The organism is Rhodococcus jostii RHA1 (assembly GCF_000014565.1).
Classification (GTDB): domain Bacteria; phylum Actinomycetota; class Actinomycetes; order Mycobacteriales; family Mycobacteriaceae; genus Rhodococcus_F; species Rhodococcus_F jostii_A.
In genome coordinates this window covers 581,411-607,407 of sequence record NC_008268.1, presented here as the reverse complement: position 1 = coordinate 607,407, position 25,997 = coordinate 581,411, and the positions used below count along the sequence as shown (strand labels likewise).

General features: G+C 67.4%; 26 protein-coding genes. 15 read left to right on the top strand and 11 right to left on the bottom strand.

Features of this window, described 5'->3' with window-relative positions; genetic code table 11:
- Positions 1 to 53: 53 nt before the first annotated feature.
- The 6 genes from RHA1_RS50285 to RHA1_RS02560 all read right to left on the bottom strand — a co-directional run bounded on the left by RHA1_RS50285 (position 54) and on the right by RHA1_RS02560 (position 5,073).
- Complete coding sequence (locus RHA1_RS50285; protein WP_011593789.1) at positions 54 to 992, bottom strand: MalT transcriptional regulator family protein; 939 nt, start codon at positions 990 to 992, stop codon at positions 54 to 56.
- A gap of 546 nt (positions 993 to 1,538) precedes the next feature.
- Positions 1,539 to 1,700 (bottom strand): hypothetical protein, encoded by a 162-nt coding sequence (locus RHA1_RS50280; RefSeq protein WP_167540919.1) that lies wholly within the window; start codon positions 1,698 to 1,700, stop codon positions 1,539 to 1,541.
- 31 nt (positions 1,701 to 1,731) lie between these two features.
- Positions 1,732 to 2,052: a WhiB family transcriptional regulator gene (locus RHA1_RS02575; RefSeq protein ID WP_041810969.1), complete on the bottom strand. Its 321-nt coding sequence runs from the start codon at positions 2,050 to 2,052 to the stop codon at positions 1,732 to 1,734.
- 69 nt (positions 2,053 to 2,121) lie between these two features.
- Positions 2,122 to 3,231 (bottom strand): alcohol dehydrogenase catalytic domain-containing protein, encoded by a 1,110-nt coding sequence (locus tag RHA1_RS02570; protein WP_011593786.1) that lies wholly within the window; start codon positions 3,229 to 3,231, stop codon positions 2,122 to 2,124.
- 119 nt (positions 3,232 to 3,350) lie between these two features.
- Positions 3,351 to 3,971 (bottom strand): cysteine hydrolase family protein, encoded by a 621-nt coding sequence (locus RHA1_RS02565; RefSeq protein ID WP_016880934.1) that lies wholly within the window; start codon positions 3,969 to 3,971, stop codon positions 3,351 to 3,353.
- Between the two features lie 28 nt (positions 3,972 to 3,999).
- Positions 4,000 to 5,073: an LLM class flavin-dependent oxidoreductase gene (locus tag RHA1_RS02560; protein ID WP_011593784.1), complete on the bottom strand. Its 1,074-nt coding sequence runs from the start codon at positions 5,071 to 5,073 to the stop codon at positions 4,000 to 4,002.
- Between the two features lie 364 nt (positions 5,074 to 5,437).
- On the opposite strand from RHA1_RS02560, the gene RHA1_RS02555 reads away from it, so the two are divergent.
- The 12 genes from RHA1_RS02555 (at position 5,438) to RHA1_RS02505 (ending at position 16,006) form a co-directional block, all read left to right on the top strand.
- Complete coding sequence (locus RHA1_RS02555; protein ID WP_011593783.1) at positions 5,438 to 6,163, top strand: GntR family transcriptional regulator; 726 nt, start codon at positions 5,438 to 5,440, stop codon at positions 6,161 to 6,163.
- Between the two features lie 379 nt (positions 6,164 to 6,542).
- Complete coding sequence (locus RHA1_RS02550) at positions 6,543 to 7,889, top strand: MFS transporter (RefSeq protein WP_193384946.1); 1,347 nt, start codon at positions 6,543 to 6,545, stop codon at positions 7,887 to 7,889.
- Between the two features lie 4 nt (positions 7,890 to 7,893).
- Entirely contained in the window at positions 7,894 to 9,804 is a 1,911-nt protein-coding gene (locus tag RHA1_RS02545) for an FAD-dependent monooxygenase (RefSeq protein ID WP_011593781.1), read from the top strand.
- Entirely contained in the window at positions 9,801 to 10,670 is an 870-nt protein-coding gene (locus tag RHA1_RS02540; protein ID WP_011593780.1) for an alpha/beta fold hydrolase, read from the top strand. Before RHA1_RS02545 ends, RHA1_RS02540 begins: the two co-directional genes overlap by 4 nt.
- A gap of 120 nt (positions 10,671 to 10,790) precedes the next feature.
- Complete coding sequence (locus RHA1_RS02535) at positions 10,791 to 11,735, top strand: 3-carboxyethylcatechol 2,3-dioxygenase (RefSeq protein WP_011593779.1); 945 nt, start codon at positions 10,791 to 10,793, stop codon at positions 11,733 to 11,735.
- 43 nt (positions 11,736 to 11,778) lie between these two features.
- Positions 11,779 to 12,579, top strand: a complete 801-nt coding sequence (locus RHA1_RS02530) for a 2-keto-4-pentenoate hydratase (RefSeq protein WP_011593778.1) — start codon at positions 11,779 to 11,781, stop codon at positions 12,577 to 12,579.
- A gap of 18 nt (positions 12,580 to 12,597) precedes the next feature.
- Positions 12,598 to 13,545, top strand: a complete 948-nt coding sequence (locus tag RHA1_RS02525; protein WP_009473124.1) for an acetaldehyde dehydrogenase (acetylating) — start codon at positions 12,598 to 12,600, stop codon at positions 13,543 to 13,545.
- The gene (gene dmpG, locus RHA1_RS02520; protein ID WP_011593777.1) at positions 13,542 to 14,582 is read left to right on the top strand and encodes a 4-hydroxy-2-oxovalerate aldolase; all 1,041 of its coding nucleotides are present in this window, start codon (positions 13,542 to 13,544) and stop codon (positions 14,580 to 14,582) included. Before RHA1_RS02525 ends, dmpG begins: the two co-directional genes overlap by 4 nt.
- Before the next feature lie 140 nt (positions 14,583 to 14,722).
- A complete protein-coding gene (locus tag RHA1_RS49215; RefSeq protein WP_029538294.1) occupies positions 14,723 to 14,968 on the top strand; it encodes an SDR family NAD(P)-dependent oxidoreductase in 246 nt (81 codons plus the stop codon).
- A 103-nt stretch (positions 14,969 to 15,071) separates the two neighbouring features.
- Positions 15,072 to 15,476 carry an SDR family oxidoreductase gene (locus RHA1_RS45575; protein WP_011593775.1) on the top strand — a complete coding sequence of 135 codons (405 nt, stop codon included), beginning with the start codon at positions 15,072 to 15,074 and terminating at the stop codon, positions 15,474 to 15,476.
- 39 nt (positions 15,477 to 15,515) lie between these two features.
- Entirely contained in the window at positions 15,516 to 15,743 is a 228-nt protein-coding gene (locus tag RHA1_RS02510; RefSeq protein ID WP_148228366.1) for a hypothetical protein, read from the top strand.
- Positions 15,744 to 15,757: 14 nt separating this feature from the next.
- Entirely contained in the window at positions 15,758 to 16,006 is a 249-nt protein-coding gene (locus RHA1_RS02505; RefSeq protein WP_041810966.1) for a hypothetical protein, read from the top strand.
- Positions 16,007 to 16,078: 72 nt separating this feature from the next.
- On the opposite strand, the gene RHA1_RS02500 is transcribed toward RHA1_RS02505, so the two are convergent.
- Together RHA1_RS02500 and RHA1_RS53485 are read right to left on the bottom strand one after the other, a co-directional pair.
- Positions 16,079 to 18,319: a putative bifunctional diguanylate cyclase/phosphodiesterase gene (locus tag RHA1_RS02500; RefSeq protein WP_011593773.1), complete on the bottom strand. Its 2,241-nt coding sequence runs from the start codon at positions 18,317 to 18,319 to the stop codon at positions 16,079 to 16,081.
- A 37-nt stretch (positions 18,320 to 18,356) separates the two neighbouring features.
- Complete coding sequence (locus tag RHA1_RS53485; RefSeq protein WP_011593772.1) at positions 18,357 to 19,157, bottom strand: DNA ligase-like domain-containing protein; 801 nt, start codon at positions 19,155 to 19,157, stop codon at positions 18,357 to 18,359.
- Positions 19,158 to 19,340: 183 nt separating this feature from the next.
- Here RHA1_RS53485 and RHA1_RS02490 point away from each other — a divergent pair, with 183 nt between their 5' ends.
- Positions 19,341 to 20,474, top strand: a complete 1,134-nt coding sequence (locus tag RHA1_RS02490) for a BTAD domain-containing putative transcriptional regulator (protein ID WP_011593771.1) — start codon at positions 19,341 to 19,343, stop codon at positions 20,472 to 20,474.
- 181 nt (positions 20,475 to 20,655) lie between these two features.
- On the opposite strand, the gene RHA1_RS02485 is transcribed toward RHA1_RS02490, so the two are convergent.
- Both RHA1_RS02485 and RHA1_RS45565 read right to left on the bottom strand, forming a co-directional pair.
- A complete protein-coding gene (locus RHA1_RS02485; RefSeq protein WP_011593770.1) occupies positions 20,656 to 21,024 on the bottom strand; it encodes a DUF732 domain-containing protein in 369 nt (122 codons plus the stop codon).
- Between the two features lie 236 nt (positions 21,025 to 21,260).
- Complete coding sequence (locus tag RHA1_RS45565; protein WP_011593769.1) at positions 21,261 to 22,064, bottom strand: GOLPH3/VPS74 family protein; 804 nt, start codon at positions 22,062 to 22,064, stop codon at positions 21,261 to 21,263.
- Between the two features lie 212 nt (positions 22,065 to 22,276).
- Here RHA1_RS45565 and RHA1_RS53480 point away from each other — a divergent pair, with 212 nt between their 5' ends.
- Together RHA1_RS53480 and RHA1_RS02470 are read left to right on the top strand one after the other, a co-directional pair.
- A complete protein-coding gene (locus RHA1_RS53480; RefSeq protein ID WP_423816206.1) occupies positions 22,277 to 22,489 on the top strand; it encodes a DUF6461 domain-containing protein in 213 nt (70 codons plus the stop codon).
- A gap of 357 nt (positions 22,490 to 22,846) precedes the next feature.
- Positions 22,847 to 24,706: a serine/threonine-protein kinase PknD gene (locus tag RHA1_RS02470; protein WP_011593767.1), complete on the top strand. Its 1,860-nt coding sequence runs from the start codon at positions 22,847 to 22,849 to the stop codon at positions 24,704 to 24,706.
- A gap of 22 nt (positions 24,707 to 24,728) precedes the next feature.
- Here RHA1_RS02470 and RHA1_RS02465 read toward each other — a convergent pair whose 3' ends face one another.
- Positions 24,729 to 25,940, bottom strand: a complete 1,212-nt coding sequence (locus RHA1_RS02465; protein WP_050787234.1) for an LCCL domain-containing protein — start codon at positions 25,938 to 25,940, stop codon at positions 24,729 to 24,731.
- Positions 25,941 to 25,997: the final 57 nt, after the last annotated feature.

Genomic DNA, 25,997 nt, shown 5'->3' with positions numbered 1-25,997 from the left:
CTTCCCGCCGCAAATGAATGCTATTGGGATATAAACATTGTCGCGTTTGCGAGTCATGGGGCACCCGCCCCGGAGGAGGTCGCGGTGACGGTTTCACAGGCACAACATCCAGCGCGGTTGCTCCGACCGTGAGATGACGATGCCCTGCGCGCCAAGCTACGCGTCATCACGGCGGGGTTTGCCACACCCGCGGTGGTATTCGGCGGCTCCGTCTCGGGGGGGAACCCTGAAGATCTCCGAAACACTGGGCACCAGAACTGCCGGACTGCGCGGCCTGCTGATTTCACCGATGTTGGGCCTCGGGGGGCGCGCGATGACCCAGCTCCGGCCCCAGCGGGGATGCTGGTCGCCAGCAGGAATTCGAGAATGCGCGGTTCGACGGCGTCGAGCACGTTCTCGACCAGGTATTCGCCGATCGTCCGGTGCCGTCCGGACAGGTGGTCGATCAGCAACCGTGGATCCTTTGCGTCACGCAGGGACAGCGATGCTGGCTGGAGGGCCGCCACCGACCCATCTGTCGAGGCCGTCAACCGGTCGATCTCAGAATCGGCGAGGACCAGCCCGTTCACGTCAACGAGAAAGCGTTTCGATTCGTCCGGGGCGAAGCGCAATGCCTCCGGCCCGACTTCGACCAGCTCATCGCGCACCCGCATCCGGCTTAAGGGGAGGCCGGTTTGGGTTCTGCTAGTGACCACGAACTGGAGGTGGTGGCATCCGTTATCGAGCAAATATCCCAACGCAGCGATCGTGCCCGGCTCGGTGACCCGATGCCAGTCATCGAGGATCACGGCGACGCGGTCGCCCCCGGCATGAATATCGTTGATCAGATTCGTCAGCACGTACTGCTGGGCCCGATCGCCGTGTTCTTCGAGGACCTGACCCAAATCTTGGGACAGCTCAGGCCGCACCCGGCGGAGGGCTTCGATCAGATGCCCAAGGAACCACACCACATTGTTGTCATCGGTATCGATGGTCAGCCACGCCGCGCTCACTCCGTCGGCGGTCAGTGCCTGCTGCCATTGAAAGCGAGGGTCGACTTGCCGTAGCCGGCCGGGGCATGGATCACGGTCAACCGTGGGCGCCGACCGTCCTCACGCATGTCGATCAACCGTTGTCGCACCACCGGAACCTTGGCCGGGATGGGGGGCCGAAACCGAGTGGCCGGTGTCGGCGGCGTCAGAGCCCGGCCTGACCCAGGACGCGACCCGATATCGGCGGGTCGCTGAGTCTCGTCCGTTTCGAGACCGACCGCGCGTTGGGTGTTCGCCGATTCACCAGTCCCCATGGGTAGGGCCATCGCATCCACCGCGAAGCCGGCGCGGAGCTGCGTCCGTCGTAAACAACATCCGCGGCAGATACAGTTGCCGGTGGGTTGCGAGTCAGACCATGCGGCATCGGCTGCGATCCCGGGTAGAGCAAGTGACTCTTCATCACTGGGTTCGCGGGGTTCTGCCGCCCTGTCTGTCGCATGAGCGTCTTTGTCCGACAGCGACGCTGGGGTGCTGAGACTGCTATCGCAAATCTGGCCGGTGATTAGTTCAGCGGTGCTCAGCGTCGTCCTCGATTGCAATCAGAACCGTCCATCGCATGACCGTGTACGAGTGTGCGAGCGCGGCCACGGGTCTCTGCAGTGGTGCCGACGGCCACCCGCTGACGACGCTGATTCCGGCGCTCACGGCGTGGAGGCGGAGGATCGGCATGGGTATTTCCCTGTTCGTCGGGATCGGCCTGTCACGCGCTGCGCTCGGTGGTGTTGTCGGCACGGCCACGGCCGCGGCCGAGGATGCGGTCGCGGTCCTCTTCGGACATCCCGCCCCAGATCCCGAAGGGTTCTCGCACGGCGAGCGCGTAGTCCCGGCATGGCCGTTGGACGGGGCATTGGGAGCAGATCTTCTTGGCCTCGTGGATGCGCTTCTGCCGTTTGGGTCCGCGTTCGTTGGTGGGGTGGAAGAACAGGGCAGGACTGACGATCCGGCACGTCGCGGCGAGGCGCCAGCTCAGTTCCTCGGGCTCGGGTAGGTCGCTTTGTCTGACGGTTCGATAGGCCCGCACAGCGGTGCTCCTTTTGCTGGAGGGCGGTCGAGCGCCCCGCACCGGTGGGTGATGCGGGGCGCCGGCGGATCAGGGGACGCTGACGAAGTTGGTGAAGCCGCCGTGCCGGGCCGGGAGGTCGGCGAGAGCTTCGTTGATCTTCTCGAGCGGGAAGCTGTGGTGCTCGAACACCGACAGGTCGAGGACCCCGGCGCCGGCGAGGTCGGCCATGTCCTGGGCCTCGGCGGTGGAGAACCACAGGCTGCCGAGGACGCTGATCTGGCTGCACATCAGCGAGAACATGTCCAGCGGTGGGCGTTCCATCATGCCACCGATGTCGACGGCCACGCCGCCGCGGCGCAGGGTGGTGATGGCGTCGAGGAACGATTCTGCCGGTGCGCCGGGGCCGAGTGAGTCGATGACGATGTCGACGCCCTCCCCGTTGTTGTGTTCGCGCACCCAGCTGCGCAGGTCGCCCTCGCCGGCAGGCAGGACGTGGATGCGGTCGGGGGCGATGGATCGGACGTCCTCGAGGAGATCGGCGTTACGGCCGGTGCCGAAGATGTGGCTCGCACCGAGCGCGAGGGCGCTCAGGCAGGTACCCAGACCCAGGGTTCCGGAGATGCCATCGATCAGCACGGTGGAGCCGGCGCCGGCGCCGGCCTTGCACAGGGCCGAGTAACCGGTACCGAGGTAGCCGAATCGGGCGCCTTCCTCGAAGCTGACGGAGTCGGGCAGCTTCACCAGATTGCGTTGCGGCGCAGTCAGATACCCACCGAGCCCGCCGTAGGGGTAGGCGTCGAAGATTTGCTGGCCGTCGGCGCCGAAGGAGAAGTAGCCCATGAAGGTGTACTTGTCGCAGTTCTGATCGTGCCCCTGCCGGCAGGCGCGGCAGCCGCCGCAGGAGATTCCGGGGTTGACGTAGACGCGGTCGCCGACGGCGACGTCGGTGACGTGGCTGCCGACGGCGGCGACGACGCCGGCGGAGTCGAGGCCGAAGATGGCGGGGAGCTTCGGAAGCGGCAGGTAGGGGAACCATTCGCTGTAGGTGGCGAGCACGTTGGACAGGTTCGGTACGACGTTGCAGGCCTTGACCTGCACCAGCACGTCGGTGGCCCGCGGTTCGGGGGTCGGGAGTTCCTCGATCTGCATCGGCTGATTGATCTCGTGGAGGCGGGCAACGCGCATGGTCGACTTCATGAAGGGAACTCCTGAGTGGTGGTTCGTCTGGCTGGATAGCGGGATGTCGGGCACACGGAGTGCTGGTGTGGGCGCCGCGGGGCGCCCACACCAGTGCGGCCGGTTTCGGTTCGGTGTGGTCAGGCGGTGGTGCCGGTGACCGAGGCGGTCAGGGCGGTCCGGATGTCGTCGACGGTGGCGATCTCGGCGAGCAGTCCGAGCGAGTTGATGCTCGCCTCGTGCGCTTCGGGGTTGGCCGCCGAGCACGCGTCTTCGACGATCACGACGCGGTAGCCGAGATCGCTTGCAACGCGAGCTGTTCCCTCGACAGAGGCGTTGGTGGCCACACCGGCGAACAGGAGTGTGGTGATGCCCTTGCCCCGCAGGATGGTGTCGAGGTCGGTCCCGGCGAAGGCGCCGATCCGCTGGTGCGTGAGCACGATGTCGTCGCCGTTCGGCTTCAGCGGTTCGACGATCTCGGCGAGTTCGCTGCCCTCCTTGAGGCAGCCGGACTGGGCGACGATGCCCAGCAGCGGTGAGTTGACCTCGAGGTCGGAGAAGTCGGGTTTCCAGGCGACCCGGGTGTAGACCACGGGGGCGCCGGCCTCGCGGGCCGCGGCGATGAGTGCGGCGATCTGGTCGATGACGCGGCGTTCGCTCACCTGCTGGTGGAAGAAGTCGGCGAAGGCGCCGGTGGGGCCGACGACGTCGCCCTGGCAGTGAACGGCCACGACGGCGGTGGTGCGGGGGTCGAGTTCCATCAATAGCTCCTGGTTCGGGGGTGCGGGTTTAGGCGTGAGCGAGGATCGAGTGCCCGATGTTGTCGATGTCTCGGGCTGCGGTGAAGGGGTTGGACAGGAAGACCTGGAGGATGTCGACACCTGCCTCGCGCATCAGGGCGGCCTTGTCCCGCAGCTCGGCGGGTGATCCGTAGAGGCACCAGTAGTCGACGAGTTCCTTGGTGATGATCGGCCGGTGTGCGGGATCGAGTCCGCGCAGGTACTTCGCCCAGACGTCGAGGTAGTGCGGCTGGTCCGGGGCCTTCGGGTCGCCCAAATACCGCTGCGCGGCGGTGATGGAGGCATCGACGATGGAATCGCCCAGCTGGTCGCGGTGCTGGTCCATCAGGCCGGCGTTGGTGATGCACGAGCTGATCGGTCCGGAACCGAAACCGTTGGTGACACCGTCTTCCCAGGTCTCACCGCTGCCGAGTTGGTAGAACCAGGACAGGGAGACGAGTTTGACCGAACCGGGAGCTCGGCCGGCGTCGGCGACCGCCTTGTCGAGGCGACTGCGGATCAGCTTGATCATCTCGACGTTCGGTCCGAGGCAGTAGACGACGGCGTCGGCGTACTTGGCCGCCTCGGCGAGCCCGCGCGGTCCGCCGGCGGCCACCCACATCGGAATGTGGTCGGTGACGTTGTAGAAACCGCTGTCCTTGTCGAGGAACTCCACTTCCCGGGACTGTCCGAGCCAGTTGTGGGTGACCCGGCGTCCGGCCATCAGCTCCCGCGAGACCTCGATGGCGTGCGTGAGTTCGGAGATCTTCGCGGTGCGGTTACCCATCGAGCGCAGCGCGTTGTTGGCGGTGCCGATGCCGAGGAAGGTGCGCCCCGGTGCCAGGGCGTTGAGGGTGGCCATGGAGTTCGCGGTGACCGGGGCGATCCGGGTCAGCGGATTGGTGACCATGGTGCCCAGATTGATCGAGCTGGTCTGGGTCGCGGCGAGCGCCAGGTACTGGTACGGGTCGGAAAACAGCAAGGGCCCTTCGCCGACACCGAAGTGCGAGAACCCGAGGTCCTCGGCCTGCTTCACCATCGCGACCTGGTCGATCTTGGCGCAGGTGCCGATACAGAATTCCATCTTCTTCTCCTTGCATTGACCCGCTGGTGTGGTTTGACTCCATGAACGAGGGCGATCGGCTCGCGGGATGAGCAATCCGGGACTGCGTGTTCGGGTCCCGGGTCAGGTCGCGCAAGCGCCGAATGGTGAGCAATTCCGTTGAAAGGGAACGGCATTGAGCGGCGCGATCCCGCTACGGAAGGGTTGCCGCCGACCCGTTGTGCTGGTAAAACAAGCCGTACACCTCGAAACTAGAATTCTAGCGTTCCAGATGACCGTAGCTGACAGTGACGCGGACCACAAGTACTAGAATGCAAGTTGCTGCGGTGAGCGCCGCAGGCGAGGGGGACACCATGATCAGCGCGCCCGACGAAAGCGTGTACATATGAGCACCACCAGCACCGATCCGGAGGCTGCCGCCCTTCTCGCGAATGTCCGGACCTCGGGCGCACGGCTCTCCGCCGCCATGTACGACATCCTCAAGACCAGACTGCTCGAGGGACGCTACGCGGCCGGGGAGAAGATCGTCGTCGAGTCCATCCGCCAGGAGTTCGGGGTCAGCAAGCAGCCCGTCATGGACGCCCTGCGCCGACTCTCCAGCGACAAGCTCGTCTACATCTTCCCGCAGAGCGGGTGCGAGGTCGTCTCCTACACCCAGCGTGAGGTCGAGGACTTCTTCACCCTGTTCGGAGGCTTCGAGGGCACGATCGCGGCGGTCGCCGCCGCCCGCCGGACCGACGCCCAGCTCACCGAGCTGGGCCTGATCTCGTCCCGGATCGATGCGCTGCTCACCTCCCACGACCCCGAGGTGCGCGCGCACGGATACCGCATCCACAATCGCGAATTCCACGCCGCCATCCACACAATGGCGCATTCGCGGATCATGGCCGAGACCAGCCAGCGGATGTGGGACATGTCCGACTTCCTGATCAACACCACCGGGATCACCAACCCGCTGTCGAGCGCCCTCCCCGAACGCCAGGACGATCACCACGCGATCATCGAGGCGATTCGGCAACAGGACGAGGCGACGGCCCGCGAGGCCATGGAACGGCACATCGTGGGAACCATTTCGGTCATCCGCAACGAAGCCGACGACTCGGTCGGCTGAGACGCCCCCACCGGCGGCCCGCCCCCCGCAACCACACGTTGCACGGGGCGGGCCTTTTCTATGCCCACTGCCGGGGGAAACACCCTTTGGCGATGACCGGCGCCTTGTGCCGGCGAGTACCGCCGGTCGCATCTCAACACCGGAGAGACTTGCGTCACCTTCCATGGCGGCGTAACTTCACTGCTAGACGTCTAGCATTCCAGTTGTGAATGTTTCTCTCACTTCCCTCAGAGAAAGGAGCGGCCATGACGACCGCTTCGCGCAGGTTGGTCCACGCGGCGCCGACATGTTTCGGCCCGCGGATCGGAGAAGCCCGACCGTGAGCAACACCTCCGCGTCCTCGACGAAGCCCGCAGCCACCTCACCGCTCCGGGTGGCGATGGCCAGCTTCATCGGCACCACGGTCGAGTACTACGACTTCTTCATCTACGGCACCGCCGCCGCCCTGGTCTTCCCCACGCTGTTCTTCCCCGATGTGTCCCCGGCAATCGGAATCCTGCTGTCCTTCGCGACCTTCGGGGTCGGGTTCCTCGCCCGCCCGCTCGGCGGCATCGTCTTCGGCCACTTCGGTGACCGGGTCGGCCGCAAGAAGATGCTGGTGATCTCCCTGGTCGGAATGGGCTCGGCCACCGTCCTGATGGGACTGCTGCCCGGTTACGCCCAGATCGGGATCGCCGCCCCGATCCTGCTGACCCTGCTGCGCCTGGTGCAGGGCTTCGCGGTCGGCGGCGAGTGGGGTGGGGCCACACTGATGGCCGTCGAGCACGCCCCGACCGCGAAGAAGGGCTTCTTCGGATCCTTCTCCCAGATGGGCGCCCCGGCCGGGACCAGCGTCGCGACCCTGGCATTCTTCGCGGTCTCCCAACTGCCCGACGAGCAGTTCCTCAGCTGGGGCTGGCGACTGCCGTTCCTGTTCAGTGCGGTACTGATCGTGATCGGGCTGTTCATCCGCCTGTCTTTGACCGAGAGCCCCGACTTCGCCGAGGTGAAGGCGCAGAGCGCGGTGGTGCGGATGCCGATCGCCGAAGCATTCCGCAAGCACTGGAAGGAAATCCTGCTCATCGCGGGGACCTACCTGTCCCAGGGCGTGTTCGCCTACATCTGCATGGCCTACCTCGTCTCCTACGGCACCACCGTCGCGGGGATCAGCCGCACCTTCGCCCTCGCCGGGGTGTTCGTCGCCGGCATCGTCGCCGTCATCCTCTACCCGGTCTTCGGGGCCCTCTCCGACACCTTCGGCCGCAAGACGATGTATCTGCTCGGTGCCGTGGCCATGGGGGTGGTGATCGCCCCGGCGTTCGCGCTGATCAACACCGGCAACCCCTGGCTGTTCATGGCCGCACAGGTACTGGTCTTCGGGATCGCGATGGCACCCGCCGCCGGAGTCACCGGATCCCTGTTCACCATGGTCTTCGACGCGGACGTGCGCTACAGCGGCGTCTCGATCGGCTACACCCTCTCCCAGGTCGTGGGCTCGGCGTTCGCGCCGACGATCGCCACCGCCCTGTATGCCTCCACCGAGTCCAGCACCTCGATCGTCGCCTACCTGCTGGTGGTCTCGGCGATCTCGGTGGTCTCGGTGATCCTGCTGCCCGGCGGCTGGGGCCGCAAAGGCGCAGCGAGCCAACTCGTTCGAGACGAAGCCGGCTCCGCCCGGCCCACCCCCGCGGTGACCACATTCTCAACCCCGGACACGGCCACGGACCTGCGTGTCCTCGACAAGTGAAGTGATGACAGACATGAGTGACCACGACCGAACCTCCTACGACACCGACGTCGTGATCGTCGGACTCGGGCCCGCCGGTGGCACGGCGGCGCTCGCCCTGGCAACCTACGGCCTGCGCGTCCACGCCGTCTCGATGTTCCCCTGGGTGGCGAACTCGCCGCGCGCGCACATCACCAACCAGCGCGCCGTCGAGGTGCTCCGCGACCTGGGCGTCGAAGACGAGGCACGCAAATACGCCACACCGTGGGACCAGATGGGTGACACGCTGTTCACCACGAGCCTGGCCGGCGAAGAAATCGTCCGGATGCAGACCTGGGGAACGGGCGACACCCGCTACGGGGACTACCTGTCCGGCAGCCCGTGCACGATGCTCGACATCCCCCAACCGCTGATGGAGCCGGTGCTGATCAAGAACGCCGCCGAACGCGGCGCGATCATCAGCTTCCACACCGAATACCTCGACCACACCCAGGACGCGGACGGGGTGACCGTCCGGTTCCGCGACGTCCGCTCGGGCACCGAATTCACCCAGCGAGCCCGCTTCCTGCTCGGTTTCGACGGTGCACGCTCGAAGATCGCCGAGGAGATCGACCTTCCCTTCCAAGGCAAACTGGCCCGCGCCGGCACCGCCTACGTGCTCTTCAACGCGGACCTGAGCAAGTACGTCGCTCACCGGCCGTCCATCCTGCACTGGATCGTCAACTCGAAGGCCGGGTTCGGTGAGATCGGCATGGGCCTGCTGCGGGCGATCAAGCCGTGGAACCAGTGGATCGCCGGCTGGGGATTCGACATGGCCAAGGGCCAGCCCGACGTCTCCGACGACGTTGTCCTCGAACAGATCCGGACCCTCGTCGGCGACCCACATCTGGACGTCGAGATCGTGTCCCGGTCTTTCTGGTATGTCAACCAGCAGTACGCCGAGCACTATCAGTCCGGCCGGGTGCTGTGCGGCGGCGACGCCGTGCACCGGCACCCACCGAGCAGCGGGCTGGGATCGAATACCTCCATCCAGGACGCGTTCAACCTGGCGTGGAAGGTCGCGTTCGTCGTCAAGGGCTACGCCGGGCAGGGCCTGCTCGAGTCCTATTCGCCCGAGCGGGTCCCGGTCGGCAAGCAGATCGTCGCTCGCGCCAACCAGTCCCGCAAGGACTACGCCGGGCTGCGCGAGTGGTTCGACTCAGGCAGCGACGATCCGGTCGCCGCCGGTCTGGAGAAGCTGAAGGAACCCACACCCGAGGGGGTCGCCCTGCGCGAGCAGCTTTACGAGGCGCTCGAGGTGAAGAACACCGAATTCAACGCCCACGGCGTCGAACTCAACCAGCGCTACGCCTCCTCCGCGGTCGTCCCCGATCCCGAGGCGGGAGACGAGGTGTGGGCACGAGACCGGCAGTTGTACCTGCAGGCCACCACCCGGCCCGGCGCGAAGCTGCCGCACGCGTGGCTGGTCGGCGCCGATGGCACCCGCATCTCCACTCTCGATGTCACCGGGAAGGGAATGATGACCCTGCTCACCGGAATCGGCGGCCAGGCGTGGAAGCGTGCCGCCGCCAAACTCGACGTGCCGTTCCTGCGGACCGTGGTCGTCGGTGAACCCGGCACCATCGACCCCTACGGTTACTGGCGGCAGATCCGCGACATCGACGAGGCCGGTGCCCTCCTCGTCCGCCCCGACGGGTACATCGCGTGGCGGCACAGCGCCCCGGTCTGGGACGACAGCGAAGCACTGACCAGCCTCGAGGACGCGCTCACCGCAGTTCTCGACCGCCCGTCCGGCAGCAGCGCACCGGCCCCGGACGCCACGCAGGAGCCCCAGTACAACACCCAGGCCGTGCCGATCACCGTCCCGCACACCACCCCCGCGGACGCAGCACCCGCCTCCGCCACCAGCACCACAACCGAGGGAGTAAACCGATGACCCGCCCGTACACCAGCGTCTGGAACGACCTGAACCAGGTCGAATTCAGCCAGGGCTTCATCCAAGCGGGCCCCTACCGGACCCGGTACCTACACGCCGGCGACACCTCCAAGCCGGCACTGATCCTGCTGCACGGCATCACCGGCCACGCCGAAGCATACGTCCGCAACCTGGCCGCCCACGCCGAGCACTTCAACGTGTGGGCGATCGACTTCATCGGCCACGGCTACAGCAGCAAGCCCGACCACCCGCTCGAGATCAAGCACTACATCGACCACGTCCTGCAGTTCATGGACGCGATCGGCGTGGAGAAGGCCTCGTTCTCCGGCGAATCGCTCGGCGGCTGGGTCACCGCCCAGTTCGCGCACGATCACCCGGAGAAGGTCGAGCGGATCGTGCTCAACACCATGGGCGGCACCATGGCCAACCCGAAGGTGATGGAACGCCTCTACACCCTGTCCATGGAGGCAGCGAAGGACCCGAGCTGGGAACGCGTCCAGGCCCGGCTCGAATGGCTGATGGCCGACCCGGCGATGGTCACCGACGACCTGATCCGCACCCGGCAGGCGATCTTCCAACAGCCGGACTGGCTCAAGGCCTGCGAGGCGAACATGGCCCTGCAGGACCCGGAAACCCGCAAACGCAACATGATCACCGACGCCACCCTCGAGGGCATCACCGCGCCCGCGCTGATGCTGTGGACCACCAAGGACCCCTCCGGTCCCGTCGACGAAGCCAAGCGGATCGCCTCCCACATTCCCGGCGCGAAGCTCGCGATCATGGAGAACTGCGGGCACTGGCCCCAGTACGAGGACGCGGACACGTTCAACCAGCTGCACCTGGATTTCCTACTCGACCGCGCCTGATCGCCCCGTGGGTGCCTGCCACCGCGAGCAGGCACCCACGAATCGGCGCCCCCACATAGCCACCCCGATCCCTCGCACTCCCGGTCGACGAACCGCGCGAGAACCAGAAGGAAACAGACGATGCCCGTAGCGCTGTGCACGATGTCGCATTCCCCCCTCATGGGACGAAACGACCCGGCCCAAACCGTGATCGACGACGTCGATGCCGCGTTCGAGAATGCGCGCACGTTCATCGCCGACTTCGCCCCCGACCTGATCGTGATCTTCGCCCCGGATCACTACAACGGGGTCTACTACGATCTGATGCCCCCGTTCTGCATCGGTGCCGCGGCCCAGTCGGTCGGCGATTACGGCACCGAATCCGGACCACTGAACGTCGACCGCGACGCTGCCTACACGGTCGCCCGGGAAGTCCTCGCCAGCGGAGTCGACGTCGCGTTCTCCGAACGCATGCACGTCGACCACGGCTTCGCCCAAGCCCTGCAACTGCTGGTCGGCTCGATCACCGCGGTCCCGACCGTGCCGATCTTCATCAACTCCGTCGCCGAACCACTCGGCCCGGTCAGCCGCGTCCGACTGCTAGGCGAGGCCGTCGGGCGGGCCGCGGCAAACCTCGACAAGCGGGTGTTGTTCGTCGGATCCGGTGGGCTGTCCCACGATCCGCCGGTCCCGCAGTTCGCCACCGCCCCCACGGAGGTGAAAGAGAAGCTCATCGACGGTCGCAACCCCACCGAGGCCGAGCGCAACGCCCGCGAACAGCGGGTCATCGACGCCGGTCGCGACTTCGCTGCCGGGGTGGCCACCATTGCGCCCCTCAACCCGGAATGGGATCGCAACCTGCTCGACGTTCTCACCTCCGGCGAGATCGAGCAGATCGACTCCTGGACCAACGAATGGTTCGTCGAACAGGCCGGGCACTCCTCCCACGAAGTACGCACCTGGATCGCCGCGTACGCGGCGATGAGCGCCGCCGGGAAGTACCGCGTCACCTCGACCTTCTACCGCGAAATCCCGGAATGGATCGCCGGATTCGGCATCAGCACCGCCGTCGCCGTCGACGAATAGACCCCGCCGCTCCCATCACGCCGACCAACGAAAGGGACCCCGGATGACCTCCGTCCGCCCAGTAGACAATCACCTGATCGAGGATGCCGCCGCACGCCTGGCCGACGCCGAACGTGCTGGCGCCCCGTGCACCCCGGTACGGGATCTGATCGGGCGGACCGACATCGACACCGCCTACCGCGTCCAAACCCGCAACGTCGATGCGGCGGTCGCCGCCGGTCACCGGATCGTCGGCCGCAAGATCGGCCTGACCTCACCCGCGGTGCAGGCCCAACTCGGTGTCGACCAACCCGACTTCGGGGTGCTGTTCGACCACATGGACGTCAGCTCCGAGCTACAGGTCAGACGGTCGCGGATGCTGCAACCCCGCATCGAGGCCGAGATCGCCTTCATTCTCTCGCGCGACATCACCGACCCGATCACCAGCGAGGACGCCCCCGAGTACGTCGCGCAGGTGGTGGCGTCGTTCGAGATCGTCGACTCCCGCATCGCCGACTGGGACATCAGCCTCGCGGACACCATCGCCGACAACGCCTCCTCCGGCCTGTACGTCCTCGGCGCGTCGATTCCCCGCACGCAGGCACCGGACCTGTCCGCCATCTCGATGACGATGACCGAGAACGGCACCGAAGTCTCCAGTGGGGTGGGGGCGGACTGCCTGGGCAGCCCCTGGAACGCGCTGGTGTGGTTGGCGAACACCAGCCTGTCCTACGGCTCCCCACTGCGCGCCGGTGAGGTCGTGCTCTCCGGGGCGCTGGGCCCGATGGTCCCCGTCGTCGCCGGCGCCACCTACGCCGCCTCCATCACCGGGATCGGCGACGTCCGGGTCTCGTTCACAGACTGAAGAAGGAAGCAGAAACCCATGAGCACCACCAAAGTAGCGGTCATCGGATCCGGAAACATCGGAACCGACCTGGTCATCAAGCTCGAGCAGGTCGCGAAGAACGTCGAGATCGCCGTCCTCGTCGGCATCGACCCGGCCTCCGACGGACTCGCACGTGCCCGCCGCCTGGGCATCAGCACCGTCGACACCGGGGTGCAGGGGCTGATCGAGCACCCCGAGTTCGACGACATCGAAATCATCTTCGACTCCACCTCCGCCAAGGCGCACCTGACCAACGCAGAAGCATTGCGCCCCTACGGCAAGCACCTGATCGATCTCACCCCCGCCGCGATCGGCCCCTACGTGGTGCCCGCGGTCAACCTCGACCAGCACCTGGGTGCCCCCGACGTGAACATGGTGACCTGCGGCGGCCAGGCCACCATCCCGATCGTGGCCGCGATCTCCAAGGTCACCGACGTGCACTACGCAGAGATCGTCGCCTCGATCGCGTCGAAGTCCGCCGGCCCCGGGACCCGCGCGAACATCGACGAGTTCACCGAAACCACCGCGAAGGCCATTGAGGAGGTCGGCGGCGCCGCGCACGGCAAGGCGATCATCGTCCTCAACCCCGCCGACCCGCCGCTGATCATGCGCGACACCGTCCTCGCCCTGGTCAGCAACCCCGACCAAGACGCAATCCGCCAGTCGATCACCGACATGGTCGCCACGGTGGCCGCCTACGTACCCGGCTACCGACTCAAGCAGGACGTGCAGTTCACCGAACTCGGCGGCGCCGACACGGTCGCCACCCTCACCGGCGGCGCCGACATCGGCTCACCGGTGTGGAAGGTATCGGTGTTCCTCGAGGTCGAAGGCGCCGCCCACTACCTGCCCGCCTACGCCGGAAACCTCGACATCATGACATCCGCAGCGCTCCAGGTCGCCGAAAAGCTGGCCGAGCGCACAGCATTGGAGATCGCACGATGAGCACCACCACCCCGACCGCCGACGACGACGACGTCACCCTCTACATCCAGGACGTCACCCTCCGCGACGGCATGCACGCCACCCGCCACCACATCACCCCCGAAAACGTCGCCGTCATCGCCGGCGCCCTCGACAGCGCCGGCGTCGACGCCATCGAGGTCTCCCACGGCGACGGCCTCGCCGGGCACTCCCTGACCTACGGGCCGGGCAGCAACACCGACTGGGAATGGATCGAGGCCGCCGCCGCGGTGGTGCACTGCGCCAAGCTCACCACCCTGCTGCTCCCCGGCATCGGGACCGTCGCCGAACTCAAACGCGCCCGCGCCCTGGGCGTGCAGTCGGTGCGGGTGGCCACCCACTGCACCGAGGCCGACGTCTCCGCCCAGCACATCAGCACCGCCCGCGAACTCGGCATGGACGTCTCCGGCTTCCTGATGATGTCCCATCTCGCCGAACCGCAGCAATTGGCGGAGCAGGCCAAACTGATGGAGTCCTACGGCGCGCACTGCGTGTACGTCACCGACTCCGGCGGCCGGCTCACCATGGACGGTGTCCGCCAACGTGTCCGCGCCTACCGCGACATCCTCGATGCCGAGACCCAGATCGGTATCCACGCCCACCAGAACCTGTCGCTGTCCGTCGCCAACTCCGTTGTCGCGGTCGAAGAGGGCGTCACCCGGGTCGACGCCTCCCTCGCCGGGCACGGCGCCGGTGCCGGCAACTGCCCGATCGAACCGTTCGTCGCCGTCGCCGACCTGCACGGGTGGAAGCACAATTGCGACCTGTTCGCCCTCCAGGACGCCGCCGACGACGTCGTCCGACCCCTGCAGGACCGTCCGGTGCAGGTCGACCGGGAAACCCTCACCCTCGGTTATGCCGGGGTGTACTCGAGCTTCCTGCGGCACGCCGAAACGGCCGCAAAACAGTACGGGCTCGACACCCGGCAGATCCTGCTCGCCGTCGGCGAACGAGGACTGGTCGGCGGCCAGGAAGACCTCATCACCGACATCGCCCTCGACCTCGCGGCCCGTCAGTAGGAATGCACATCGGCCGACGGGTCGCCCTGGTCACCGGGGGGCAGCCGCGGCATCGGGGCGGCCGCCGCACATGTGGTGACCGCCTCCGGCGCCGAAGGATCGTCCACTACGGATCCGATCGGACGGCCGCCGCCGCTGCGATGGATGACAGCAATACGGCTGCCGGGCATCTCGCGCCCGCCGTCCAGGCCGACCTGTCCCGACCCGAGGGGCCCGAAACGCTGATGCGGAAGTTCGACTCCGAACTCAACGGTCTCGGGCTCGACCGGGGGCTCGACATCCTCGTCAACAACGCCGGGATCAATCGGTGCGGAGCGCTCGAGCGCGTCACTGTTGAGGATTTCGACCGACTGGCGCGCTCAACCAGCGAGTCCCGTTCTTCGTGACTCAGCACGCCCTGCCCCGCATGCGCGACGGCGGTCGCATCGTCAACATTTCCTCCGGATCCGCCAGACCCGACGTCATCAGCTACGCCCGGGGGCGATCGAGGTGCTCACACCCGCCCTCGCCGTAGACATCGGCGAACGCGGCATCACCGTCAACGCCGTGGCACCCGCTGCCCTTGACACCGACATGAACGCACGCTGGCTTCGTGGTGACGACCATGCCCGCGCTACCGCCGCCTCCACCACTGCGCTGCGCCAACTCGCCACCCCGGACGACATCGCCTGCGGTCGTATGTTTCCTGCCCGGACCACCGACTTTTCGTTGTTCAGGCAGGTCGAAGAGCCAACTGCCCGACGTGCACGACCTCGTGCACAGAGGAACGACACCCGGTGCGGGGCCGGGTGCCGTTCCCGACGGTTGTTACGCCGCCAACCTGACGGTTGTCACGCCGCCAACCCGAAGCTTGAGCCGAGCACTTCGTACAGGACGGGCAGCAAGTGCTGCTGACCTGTCAGCACTATGACGACCAGCAGGAGGATCACGAAGGTGGTCTTCCAGAACATTCTGCCGCAGGACCGGACCGTATGGCGCACTGCGGCCGCCGCGGCACAACCGACGGCGCTCGATCCGACCGTCCTAGCAGACGATGTGCCTGTGGTGCGGGTCGATCCGATCATCGCGTTACACGATGTGCTCGGCAGCCCGGGCCCGGATGCGGCGGAGGCCGCCGAGCATCTGCGTGGGGCGATCCTGGATGGAACCTGGCGTGGCTGACGTCGTGCGGATCGATGCCGCCTCCAACGCGGCGGACCTGGGGCCCAAGTGCGCTGGCGGATCTCGCTGCCGCCGCCGCGGGCAAGAATTACCGCATCATCGGCGGTCATATGGTGCACATCCTCAGCCATGTGTATCCCACCGAGGCGGCGGTGGCGCGGGTGAGGCGGACGCGGATGCGGGCACCCCTGGCCGTAGATCTCCTCGTGCCGCTGACGACCGGCCCGCGCATGGACACTGTGTACTCCCAAAGCATCGCGTGAACTACGTGAAAGACAGCATCGGTAGGGCTGAAGATATTGATCGATTTTCGACACCGGTCGTCTTTTGTAGGGTCAGTGGGCTGGCGGGGGTGCTGGTTTCGGTGCGTCGGTGCCGGCCCGGTGGTCGCGCTGCTGTGCGGGGATGGCGTCGGCGGGGGCGGGTTCGGCGAGATAGGAGCCTTGGGCGAGGTCGCAGCCGCAGGCGTGGAGGGTGTCGAGTTGGATCCGGGTTTCCACTCCGTTGCCGATGACGGTGGCGCCGTAGGCACGGGCGATGGTGACGAAGGCGGTGACGACGGCCTCGGGGCGTGGCCCGGGCAGGGCGGTGATGTAGGACCTGTCGATTTTGAGGGAGTCGAAGATCGGGTAGCGGATGAGATATCCGAGTGGGCCGTGTCCGGTGCCGAGGTGATCGAGCAGCAGCACGACCCCCAGCTCGTGCAGCGCGGTCAGGATGCCGACCGTGCGGGCGGTCACCGACGCCGACGCGGTCTCGCTGATCTCGAGGCCCAAGCGGTGCGCGGGCAGCCCGGTGTCGGCAAGGATGTCGGCGACCTGGTCGGCGAAGATGGGGTCGCGCAGTTGCACGGTGCTGACGTTGACGTGGACGCGGACGTCGGTCCCGGGGTGCGTCGGCCAGGCGACACCTTGCCGGCAGGCGGTGCGCAGCCCCCAGGAGCCGAGAGGGCCGATCAGGCCGGTCCGTTCGGCGACGGCGACGAACTCGGTGCGACTGATGTTCCCGAGGGTGGGGTGCGCCCACCGGACCAAAGCCTCGACCGCGACGACGGCGCCGTTCCTCAGGTCGACGATCGGCTGGTAGAGCAGGGTCAGCTGGTCGCGGTCGAGTGCGGTGCGCAGGTCGGTGGACATTCGCAGCACCCGGTCGGCGTCGTAGCTGTCGCGGTCGCCCGGGTGGTAGAGCGCGTGACCGCCGGCGCCGGCGCTCTTGGCCCGGTACATCGCCAGATCGGCCCGCCGGATCAGCTCGTCGGCGGTGCAGGTTTGGTCGGAGAGGGCGATGCCGATGCTGGCGCGCAGCGGCACCGGGGTTCTGGCGGAGTGGTCCGGGGTGCGCAGGGCTGTGGTGATCCGGTCGGCCAGTGCGGTCGCGGCGTCCGCGGTGCCGATGTCCTCGCAGACGAGGACGAATTCGTCGCCGCCGAGGCGGGCGACGGTGTCGGCCGGGCGGACCGCCCCGACCAGCCGCTCCGCCAGCCGGATCAGGGCGGCGTCGCCGTGGGCGTGGCCGAGGCTGTCGTTGACGACTTTGAAGTCGTCGAGATCGACCAGCAGCAGAGCGAGCAGGGTGTGGTCCTGGTGGGCGGTGTGGAGGGCGGCGGTGATCCGCCGGTACGCGGCGGTGCGGTTCGGCAGCCCGGTGAGCGGGTCGCGGCTGCTCTGCTGCCGCACCCGGGTTTCGGTGTCGATCCGGCCGATCGCAGCGGACAGCACGGCCGCGACCGCCCGCAGGAACGCGACGTCGCGGTCGGTGTAGTCACGGGGGTGGGCGCTGTGCACGGTAAGCACCCCCCAGCGGGTTCCGTCGCCGATCGGCACGCTGATGCCGCTGCGCAGCCCGCGCCCGGCCATCGTGGTGGTGGCGAACCGGGTTTCCTGCTGCCGGTTCGGGCAGACCACCACCTCGCCGGTGGCCAGGGCGTACCCAGGCTGGGATGCCGACCCGGTGGCGAAGGACCGCGGTTGCGGGGGATGTCCGCGGTAGGCGAGGACCTCGAGCGCGTCGGTGTCGGTGATCCGGGAGATGGAGGCGCACTGCACCCCGATCAGGGAGGCGGCCGCACCGGTGGCGGCGGGCAGCAGGGTGTCGAGGTCGGCGTCGACGGCGAGTTGGCCGAGCTCGGCCAGGGCGTGTTGTTCACGGGCCCGGTGCGCGGCCTCATCGAGGGCCTTCCGGAATCGGCGATCGTGGGTGCGGCGGTGGCGGCGGTCGCGCGCGATGATGGCGATCACCGCCGGGCCGGCCTCCCCGTCGCGCACGGTAAAGGTGGAGATGGACACCGGGATTGGTGCCCCGGTGCCGAAGTGTCGCAGCTCGCTGATTCCCTCCCAATGCCCGTCGCAGGTCAGGGCCGCCTCCACCTCGGGGGTCTGGGCCAGCCCGGCGTCGGTGAGGAACTCGGCGGTGGTCCGGGCGCGGGCGTCCGCATCGTCGTGCAGGCCCACCAGTCGGATTCCCGCCGAGTTGAGAAACATGATGCGGCCGGAGACGAAATCCGACACCATCACCAGGTCCGTGGCACGCTCGAACACCGACCGCCACAGGTCCGGGTCGGCCGAGTCGAATCCCATCTGTACACCTTCCTCATCCGACAGGTCGGCGAAATGACTACCGCCGATTCGTCGACACATGATCGCGACGCGCCAGCGTGAGCGTCGCGACCGTCGGTGCCAGACCGATCTGCGGCCACCCGGCGGTGAGGGTCACCGACCGTACCGGCGCCGGGGTGTCGATCCAGTACTGCGGCTCGGTGCGGTACGTGCACAGTCCGGCCGTGCACGCCTGCAGATCCGGGTGGGCGAGGTACGGGTCCGCGACGGCGATCCGGTCCGCACCCGCGCACACCCCGAGGTAGGACCACCGCGCCGACCGATCCGCCGGGTCGGTCAGCGTGCGGGTCTCGTGGCGGGCCCGCTCGGCCGGGATGCCGGTGACGGTCAGCGTCAGGTACACCGCGAGCCCGCTGCCGAACCCGACGATCCGCCCCAGCTCCAACGTCAGGTGTGGGTCTGCGGCCAGCACACGGCGACCGTGCACCCGGACACCCCCGCACGGGGGCGGAGGGTTCGCCGGCCAGCGTCGTCGATGCACAGCCCGATCGTCCACCCCCCACGGTGGCCGCAGCAATGCATGAAACCTGTGAATATCCTGAGGACCCGCGGAACGCCGACCGTGGACTTCGCCCACCTCCGGGTAGGCGGCTGTTACGACGTTCCGGTTGCGGGTCCACAGCTCGGGATCGCGGCCTGCGCCGACAGCGGCGAGCACCCGGCACCCCAGGGCGATCCGCCGCGGCAACCGCGGATGCGCCGCCGCGTACACGGTGCCCATCCCCCCGACGCCGACCACGCGTTCGATGGTGTACCCGGCGAACACCTCACTCGGCCTCAAGATGCCGTGCTCACCCATGCCGTCACCACCTCACCCGGATGCCTCGCCGTCCTCAGTCAACACCGACCACCTCCGCCACGTCCGGGCATCAGCCAACCGTTGTCCGCGGGTCACGGCGGACAGGCTTTGTGTCAGCGCCGCGACGGTCCCCGACGACGGGGCCGCACCGGAGGGGGCCACCGGGGTAGGGTCATCGATGTAGTGGACGGCACACAGCCCGGGACGGGACTGCACTTCGACGTACTCGGCCCGGTGCAGATGACGATCGACGGGATCGCCCCACCGCTGGGTGGCCCCAAGCAGCGTGCCGTGCTCGCGGCCCTGATCATCAACCGCAACCACCCGGTGTCCGCCGAGGCCCTCGCCGACCGGGTGTGGAATCATCGGCCGCCGCCCGAGGCCCGGGCGAGCCTGCAGGTGTTCATCTCGAATCTGCGTCGAATTCTGCGCCATGCCGGGGTCGATGCCCGGGCCGTGCTGGCCAGCGCGCCGCCGGGGTACCGGCTCATCGTGCCGGACCAGGGTTGTGATCTGGGACGATTCCTCGCCGAGAAGAGGGCCGGGACCCAGGCCGCCGCCGCCCGGCGATTCGAGGACGCGAGCGGGCACCTGGCCGCCGCGCTCGCCGAGTGGAAGGGCCCGGCACTCGACGATCTCCGGGATCTGGAGTTCGCCGAGACGTTTGCCGCCGCGATCGAGGAGGAGAAGGTGTCGGCCCTCGCCGCCCGCGCGGAAGCCGAGATCGTGTGCGGACGAGCCGAGGCGGTGATCCCCGAGTTGGTGTCCCTCGCGTCCGTGTACCCGCATCGCGAGCCGTTGTGGGGTCAGCTGATCACCGCGCTGTATGTGTGTGGCCGACAGTCCGACGCCCTCGAGGCGTGTCGCCGGCTGCGCTCGAACCTGGCCGAGGAACTCGGCATCGATCCGGGCCGTGATCTGTTGGAACTGGAGGGCCGCATCCTGCGGCAGGAATCATTGGCGGTGACCGAGACCGCGCTGGCGACCGCCGCTCATACGGTCACCGTCCTCGAGACGCTGGAACGCGCCCTGGCCGCGCAGCTGCGTGATCGTCAGGGCCATGTCTTTCGGATCGGATCGGCGGGGGTCAGGATCGGCCGGATGCCCGACAACGACATCGTGCTCGCACAGGGCAAGGTCAGTCGCCACCACACGATCATCGTGGACACCGGGATGAACTTCGTGTTGCGGGACCTGCGTTCCTCGAACGGTGTGTACGTGGGCGGAAACCGCGTCGTCGACAGCGTCTGGCTCGTCGATGGTGACATCATTCGGATCGGCGACACCGAGCTCGAATTCCAGATCGTGCTCGAATAGCGCAGCGCCTCCAACCCCCGACGCGTGCGTCGTCGTGCTACCCGACCGGTGTTCCGCCTCGCGGCATCACCACCGGGCCTTGACGCTCCGGCCGGTCGCGGAGCGGCACCGACGGGCACACCCCACCGACCGGTTCGTCTCGGGTACGGCAACCGACTCGGCGGGGCGTGTGGCGGGTGAATCAAGCTGGGAGCGCGTAGGTGTATTGCGGGCAGTACACCGTCACGGCGTCGGCGATGATGAAGCCCGCCTCGTACGGCGAGTAGGAGGACTCGCTCAGGAAATCCAGTCCGATGTCGTAGAAGTCGTAGCCGCTCTCGAAGTCCCCGCAGACCGCGTAGCCCAGCGCCACCGCGTAGTAGGCCGAGTCGTAGGGGATGCCTTCTTCGTCGAGGGCGGTGAGGTACACCTCCTCCGGCGCATAGCTGGTGGCGTTGGCGACCCCGACCCCACCCACGGCGGCGACGCCGAGCACGGCGGTGACGGTGGCGACGCGAGCGGCGGACTTGACGGACTTGACGGTTTGGGGAACATGGCGGGTCCTTTTCATTGAGTTGCCATTGGCTGGTATGAAAAGGATCTGGGATGTCGCTTGTCGGATTCTGAACGAAAACTTGTGATGGTCTCCGCGAGCTCGACGCGGCCTGGGGCCGGTCACAGCGGGAGGACCGCTGCATCAACGGGTTCGGGTGTGATGCCGCCTCGGCTCCGCTCCGTGACTCGACGGTCTCGGAGGATCCCGAGCCGATCGGACCCGGGTCGGATGTCCCGCTCGGCCGGGTCGGTCTAAGTGAAACTGGCGGCGCGCGTCCACTTCATGGTGCGCAATGCCGACGACAACGCCGGGGCGATCGGACCGATTCGTTTCGAGAAGGACAGGATTTGGTCGTGGTAGTCGCCTTCAACTTGGAAGTGTTTGCAGCGATATGGGATTCGCACTGACAGGGCGGCGTATACGGCGTCCGTGTCGGTGACCGCGCGTCCCTGACCGCGCGGATGGGAGGCGCGAAGGCTGGACTCGGCCCGCTCGCGGAGTTCGGCCAGCAGTTCATGCTGTTGTGTGCGGGGGAGGGACTTGGCATTGTCCGGCAGCATCGAGAGGGCGCCCTGCGCGGCGCGTGTGATGGCGTCGTGGTCGGGCTCGTCGGCTTTGGCCGCGCGCAATGTGTCCTCGACCGCCGCCCGCAGCCGTGCCCTCAACTCCAGGTCGGACGCCCGGTACCTCGTATAGGGGACCATGCCGAGGGACCGGCGCTGCTCCGTGGCCACGATTGTCTCACTCACGAGTTGGTCCCGGGCCAGCCGCTCGGTGGGCCGCGGGTCGGTGCCGATCCAGTGTTCCCAGGTGCGCGGGTGTGAGGCGGAGATCTGCGCGATCAGATGTTGCTCCAGCGCGCCCGGAAGCACCGGGGTGGACTCGATGACCGCGTGGCCCTTGCGATCCGCTACCTCGCCGGTCAGGTAGAGCTCGGCAAGAACCCCCGCACGGACGAGTGCACCGAGTTCGTCGTACTCGGCGACGAGGCCGTCGGGGCGTGTGCAGAGCAGATACAGGCGCTTCCACAGCGAGAGGGGAGGCACACATCCCATTCCAGCCCTGATGCCGCCGTGACCGAATCAGGCAACGGCGGCGTCGCTGATGATCCAGCGGAACAGCGGCGATGTCTGGATCACCGATACGCTGATCGCACCACCGCAGCATCAAGGGTGGACGAATTCATAGAGCTGAAGCTTCGGGAACGACGAGTTGTGGTGCGAATGGCTTACTGCCCGCAAACTTTTGACTGCTGACGCTCAGCGTCGTGGTCACGTGGTCGGATGTGGGTACGGCCCCCGAATCGCGGGTTGCGCTTGTCCGCGAGAGCGGCGGGATCGAACTGACGAGGCTGCGTGCGGCTGCCGCGAGTACCAACACATCGAGGGGTGTGTTCGCGTTGGTCGAACGGATAACCGGGGTAAGGATCGCTCCGGTGTTGCTCGACGACGGATCGTTCACGGTCGCCGGCATCAGATGACCCGGGTTGAATGTGCCGGCGCACTCCGTGACACCGGCAATCGAACCACTGAGAACCCGTTCCCGTTATGGATAGACATCTGCGCCTGCATGCGGAATTCTTCGCGATCACCGTGCGTGGAACAATGCCGGGCCCTCGCTGGCACGCCGCCCGGCGGGGGCCGTCGAGTTCTGGTTCAGGCAGATGCAGTCGTGACGGCCGGCGGAACGCCGCGGGCTGGCGGAAGGTATCGGCGTTTGCCGTGGCGGCCGAGGTGGATTCCGTGGGCGACCGACTCGTGCCCCGTAAGTGTGCCAAGTCATACACTCCAATTGGCTCACATACAGCGCAGAGGTCCGACCGAAGGCGGTGTTGCCGATGGGTGGTGCGGAACTCGAGCCGGGTGACGTGTTCGCCGGCTACACCATCCAAAGGGTGTTGGGGGTCGGCGGGATGGGCGCTGTGTACCTCGCGCGCGATCCTCACCTGCCTCGGAACACCGCCCTCAAGTTGCTGGACCGGAGCCTGACCACCGACGACTGTTTCCGATCCCGCTTCGAGCTCGAGGCCGACCACGCGGCGCGGCTGGAACACCCGAACATCGTGTCCGTTTTCGACCGAGGCCGGGAAGCAAATCAACACTGGATTGCGATGCAATACGTCGCCGGAACCGATGCCGCGGTGGCGCTGCGTGAGGGTCCGATGGACCCGCCGCGCGCCGTGCACATCGTCGCCGAAACAGCCAAGGCTCTGGACTATGCGCACGAGAACGGCGTGCTGCACCGTGACGTCAAACCGGCGAACATTCTGTTGGGCATGTCGGGCGCCGGGCAACCCGAGCGGGTACTGCTCACCGACTTCGGTATCGCCAAGGCCCTCGACGAGACGCAGCACCTGACCAGAACCGGGTCGCTGGTGGCCACCCTGCAGTACTCGGCGCCCGAGGCTTTCCAAGGCATCCCACTCGACCTGCGCGCAGACGTGTACTCATTGGGATGCACCCTATTTTGCCTGCTCACCGGACACCCCCCGTTCACCGGAAGCACCCAGGAAGTCATGCGCGGTCATCTCTGTGGACCCGTACCGCGGATCAGCGCTGTGCGCGGTGATCTTCCGCCGACCTTCGACGACATCGTGTCCGCAGCTCTGACGAAGCGCCGTGAAGACCGGCTGCCGAGCTGCCACGCACTTTCCGCGGGCGTTCAGCTCGCCCTGTCACGCATGCAGTCCGCGCAGACGGCCAAGCAAATCCTCACGCGGAGGCAGACGGCGAACGTGCACGCCGCACCCGATACCCCGACGAGTCGGCAGCCGACGCCACGCCGGCAAGGGCAACAGCTTCCCCCTCTGGCACCGCAACCGCCCCCGCCGCAGAGGAACAGCGTTCCACCCCGGCGGAAACGGGCCGGGGTTCTGCTTGCGCTGGCCCTCCTCGCACTGCTGGCAGTCGGTGCCGCGGTGGTGTTCGTCAGCTGGCCGAACCGGTCAGCGACGCAGACCACCTTGCCGTTCGAAGGCCTCGACTATCCGGTCGGCGTGGCGGTCAACACTGCCGGCGATCTCGTCGTCGCCGACAGCAACAACAATCGAGTCCTGAGACTGGCCGCGGGCGCCGGCGCCCAGGAGGTACTCCCGTTCACCGATCTCGACCACCCGTCGGGGGTGGCGACCAACGGCGCCGGCGACGTCTTCGTCGCCGACACACGCAACAACCGGGTGCTCGAGCTCGCCGCGGGAGCCACGACCCAGACGGTGCTGCCGTTCACCGGCCTGGCTGGGCCCGCCGGAGTGGCGGTCAGCGACGCGGGTCATCTTTTCGTCGCCGACAACAACAACAACAGAATTGTCGCTCTGCCAGCGGGTGCTGCGAGCCCGCAGGTGCTGCCGTTATCCGACCTGCACGGACCGGTCGGGGTGGCGGTCAACTCCGGTGGAGACGTATTCGTCACCGATACCGACAACAATCGCGTGCTCTTCCTGCCCGCCGGCGCCACCGACCAGACCGTGCTGCCGTTCACGGGCCTCGCGTCCCCGACCGGTGTGGCGGCAGATTCCACCGGTGTGTTTGTTGCCGACTACGGAGGCGGCCGCGTCGTCGCACTTCGGGCCGGTGCCGATACGCCGGCCGTCGTCCGGTTCACCGGACTGCACGGCCCGATCTGGGTCGCGGTCACGGCCACCGGTGATCTCGTCGTCACCGACGGCGACAGAGTGCTGCAACTGTCGGGCGACGGTTGATCTGGTCGCCGGCCGAGCGCGGTCAGCCACCACCGGCGACTTGGAACGAGCCGTACCAGTTTCCCCAGTCCTGGGACGTGACACCGTTGGCCGTCGATCCTTGGTAGGAGCCGAGACCGGGAGAGATCTCGATGATCACCACCCCGCCGCTCTGCTGGGAGATGACCCCCGCGTGCACACCGGCCGTGCACACGCTGGAGTCATCGGTGTAGGTGCCGGAACCCCACACGGAGCCGAAGGTTCCTCCTGGCGGGCAGTCGAACGACGCTCGACCTCCGTCCTGGCCGCGGAAAGCCTCGGCCGTCGTACTCCAGTCGGCGGGTGGCAGCGCCTGCGTTGTCGGCGGCTGCGTCCGCGGGGGTGGCGCCATCGTGGTCCGCGGCGGTGGGGGTGGCGCCGCTGTGGTCCGGAGGGGTGGCGGTGGCGCGACTGTCGTTCGGAGCGGTGGGGGTGGCGCCGCTGTCGTTCGGAGCGGTGGGGGTGGCGCCGTCGTGGTACGCGTCGGCGTCGTCGTCGGTTGCTGCGGTGTCCCGCTGCCGACGTTGATCACCACGGGTGCCCCCGTCACGATGTTGATGACCGTGAGCTGGGTAACCGGCGTCGGCGCGGACTGCACGACGACGATCTTGTCGGGCTCGAAACCCGGCCACCGCTGCCCGGTGTATGTCGGGGCTGCTTTGGTGGGCTGCGGCGGCAACAGCGGGTTCCCGCACTGGCACCGAACCCTTGGTACACCGCGGTCGTCGACGAGGACTGCCGTCCCGGCCTGCAGCACGGACTGCAACGGTGTCGGTCGGTCATTCTCGTACCCGTGATTCGTCACCCGGGTATCGGAACCGAGAATCACGGGCGTGAGCGACTCGACAAAGGCGCGGACGTCGGTGATACCCAACACCTCGCCGAACGCGGCCCGCTGCCCCGGATTCTGCTCGAGGAATCCGATCAGTTTCGGCTTGTCGCAGACCGACAACTCGAGGGAGCCACCGTAGATTCCGGTTCGGTCGCCCGGCACGGCAATCAATCCGGGCCGTCCCGGATCCGGCGCACTGGGAGCCATCGTCGGCATCGATTCCGGCAGCGTGGTCGGCGCATCGGGCGGAACCACCGGCGGCGTCCACGGAAACGGCCCCTCGGATGCCGCCGCCTCGAGCAACACCTCACCCTCATCCGCATCACCCCTCACGAACAACAGATAGCCGCCGACGAGCAGTCCGATCAGCACGGCGGCGATCAACCCGACCAGCAGAGGCCAGCGGCCACCGCCCGGTGAACGACGAGGTGGCGGTGGAGG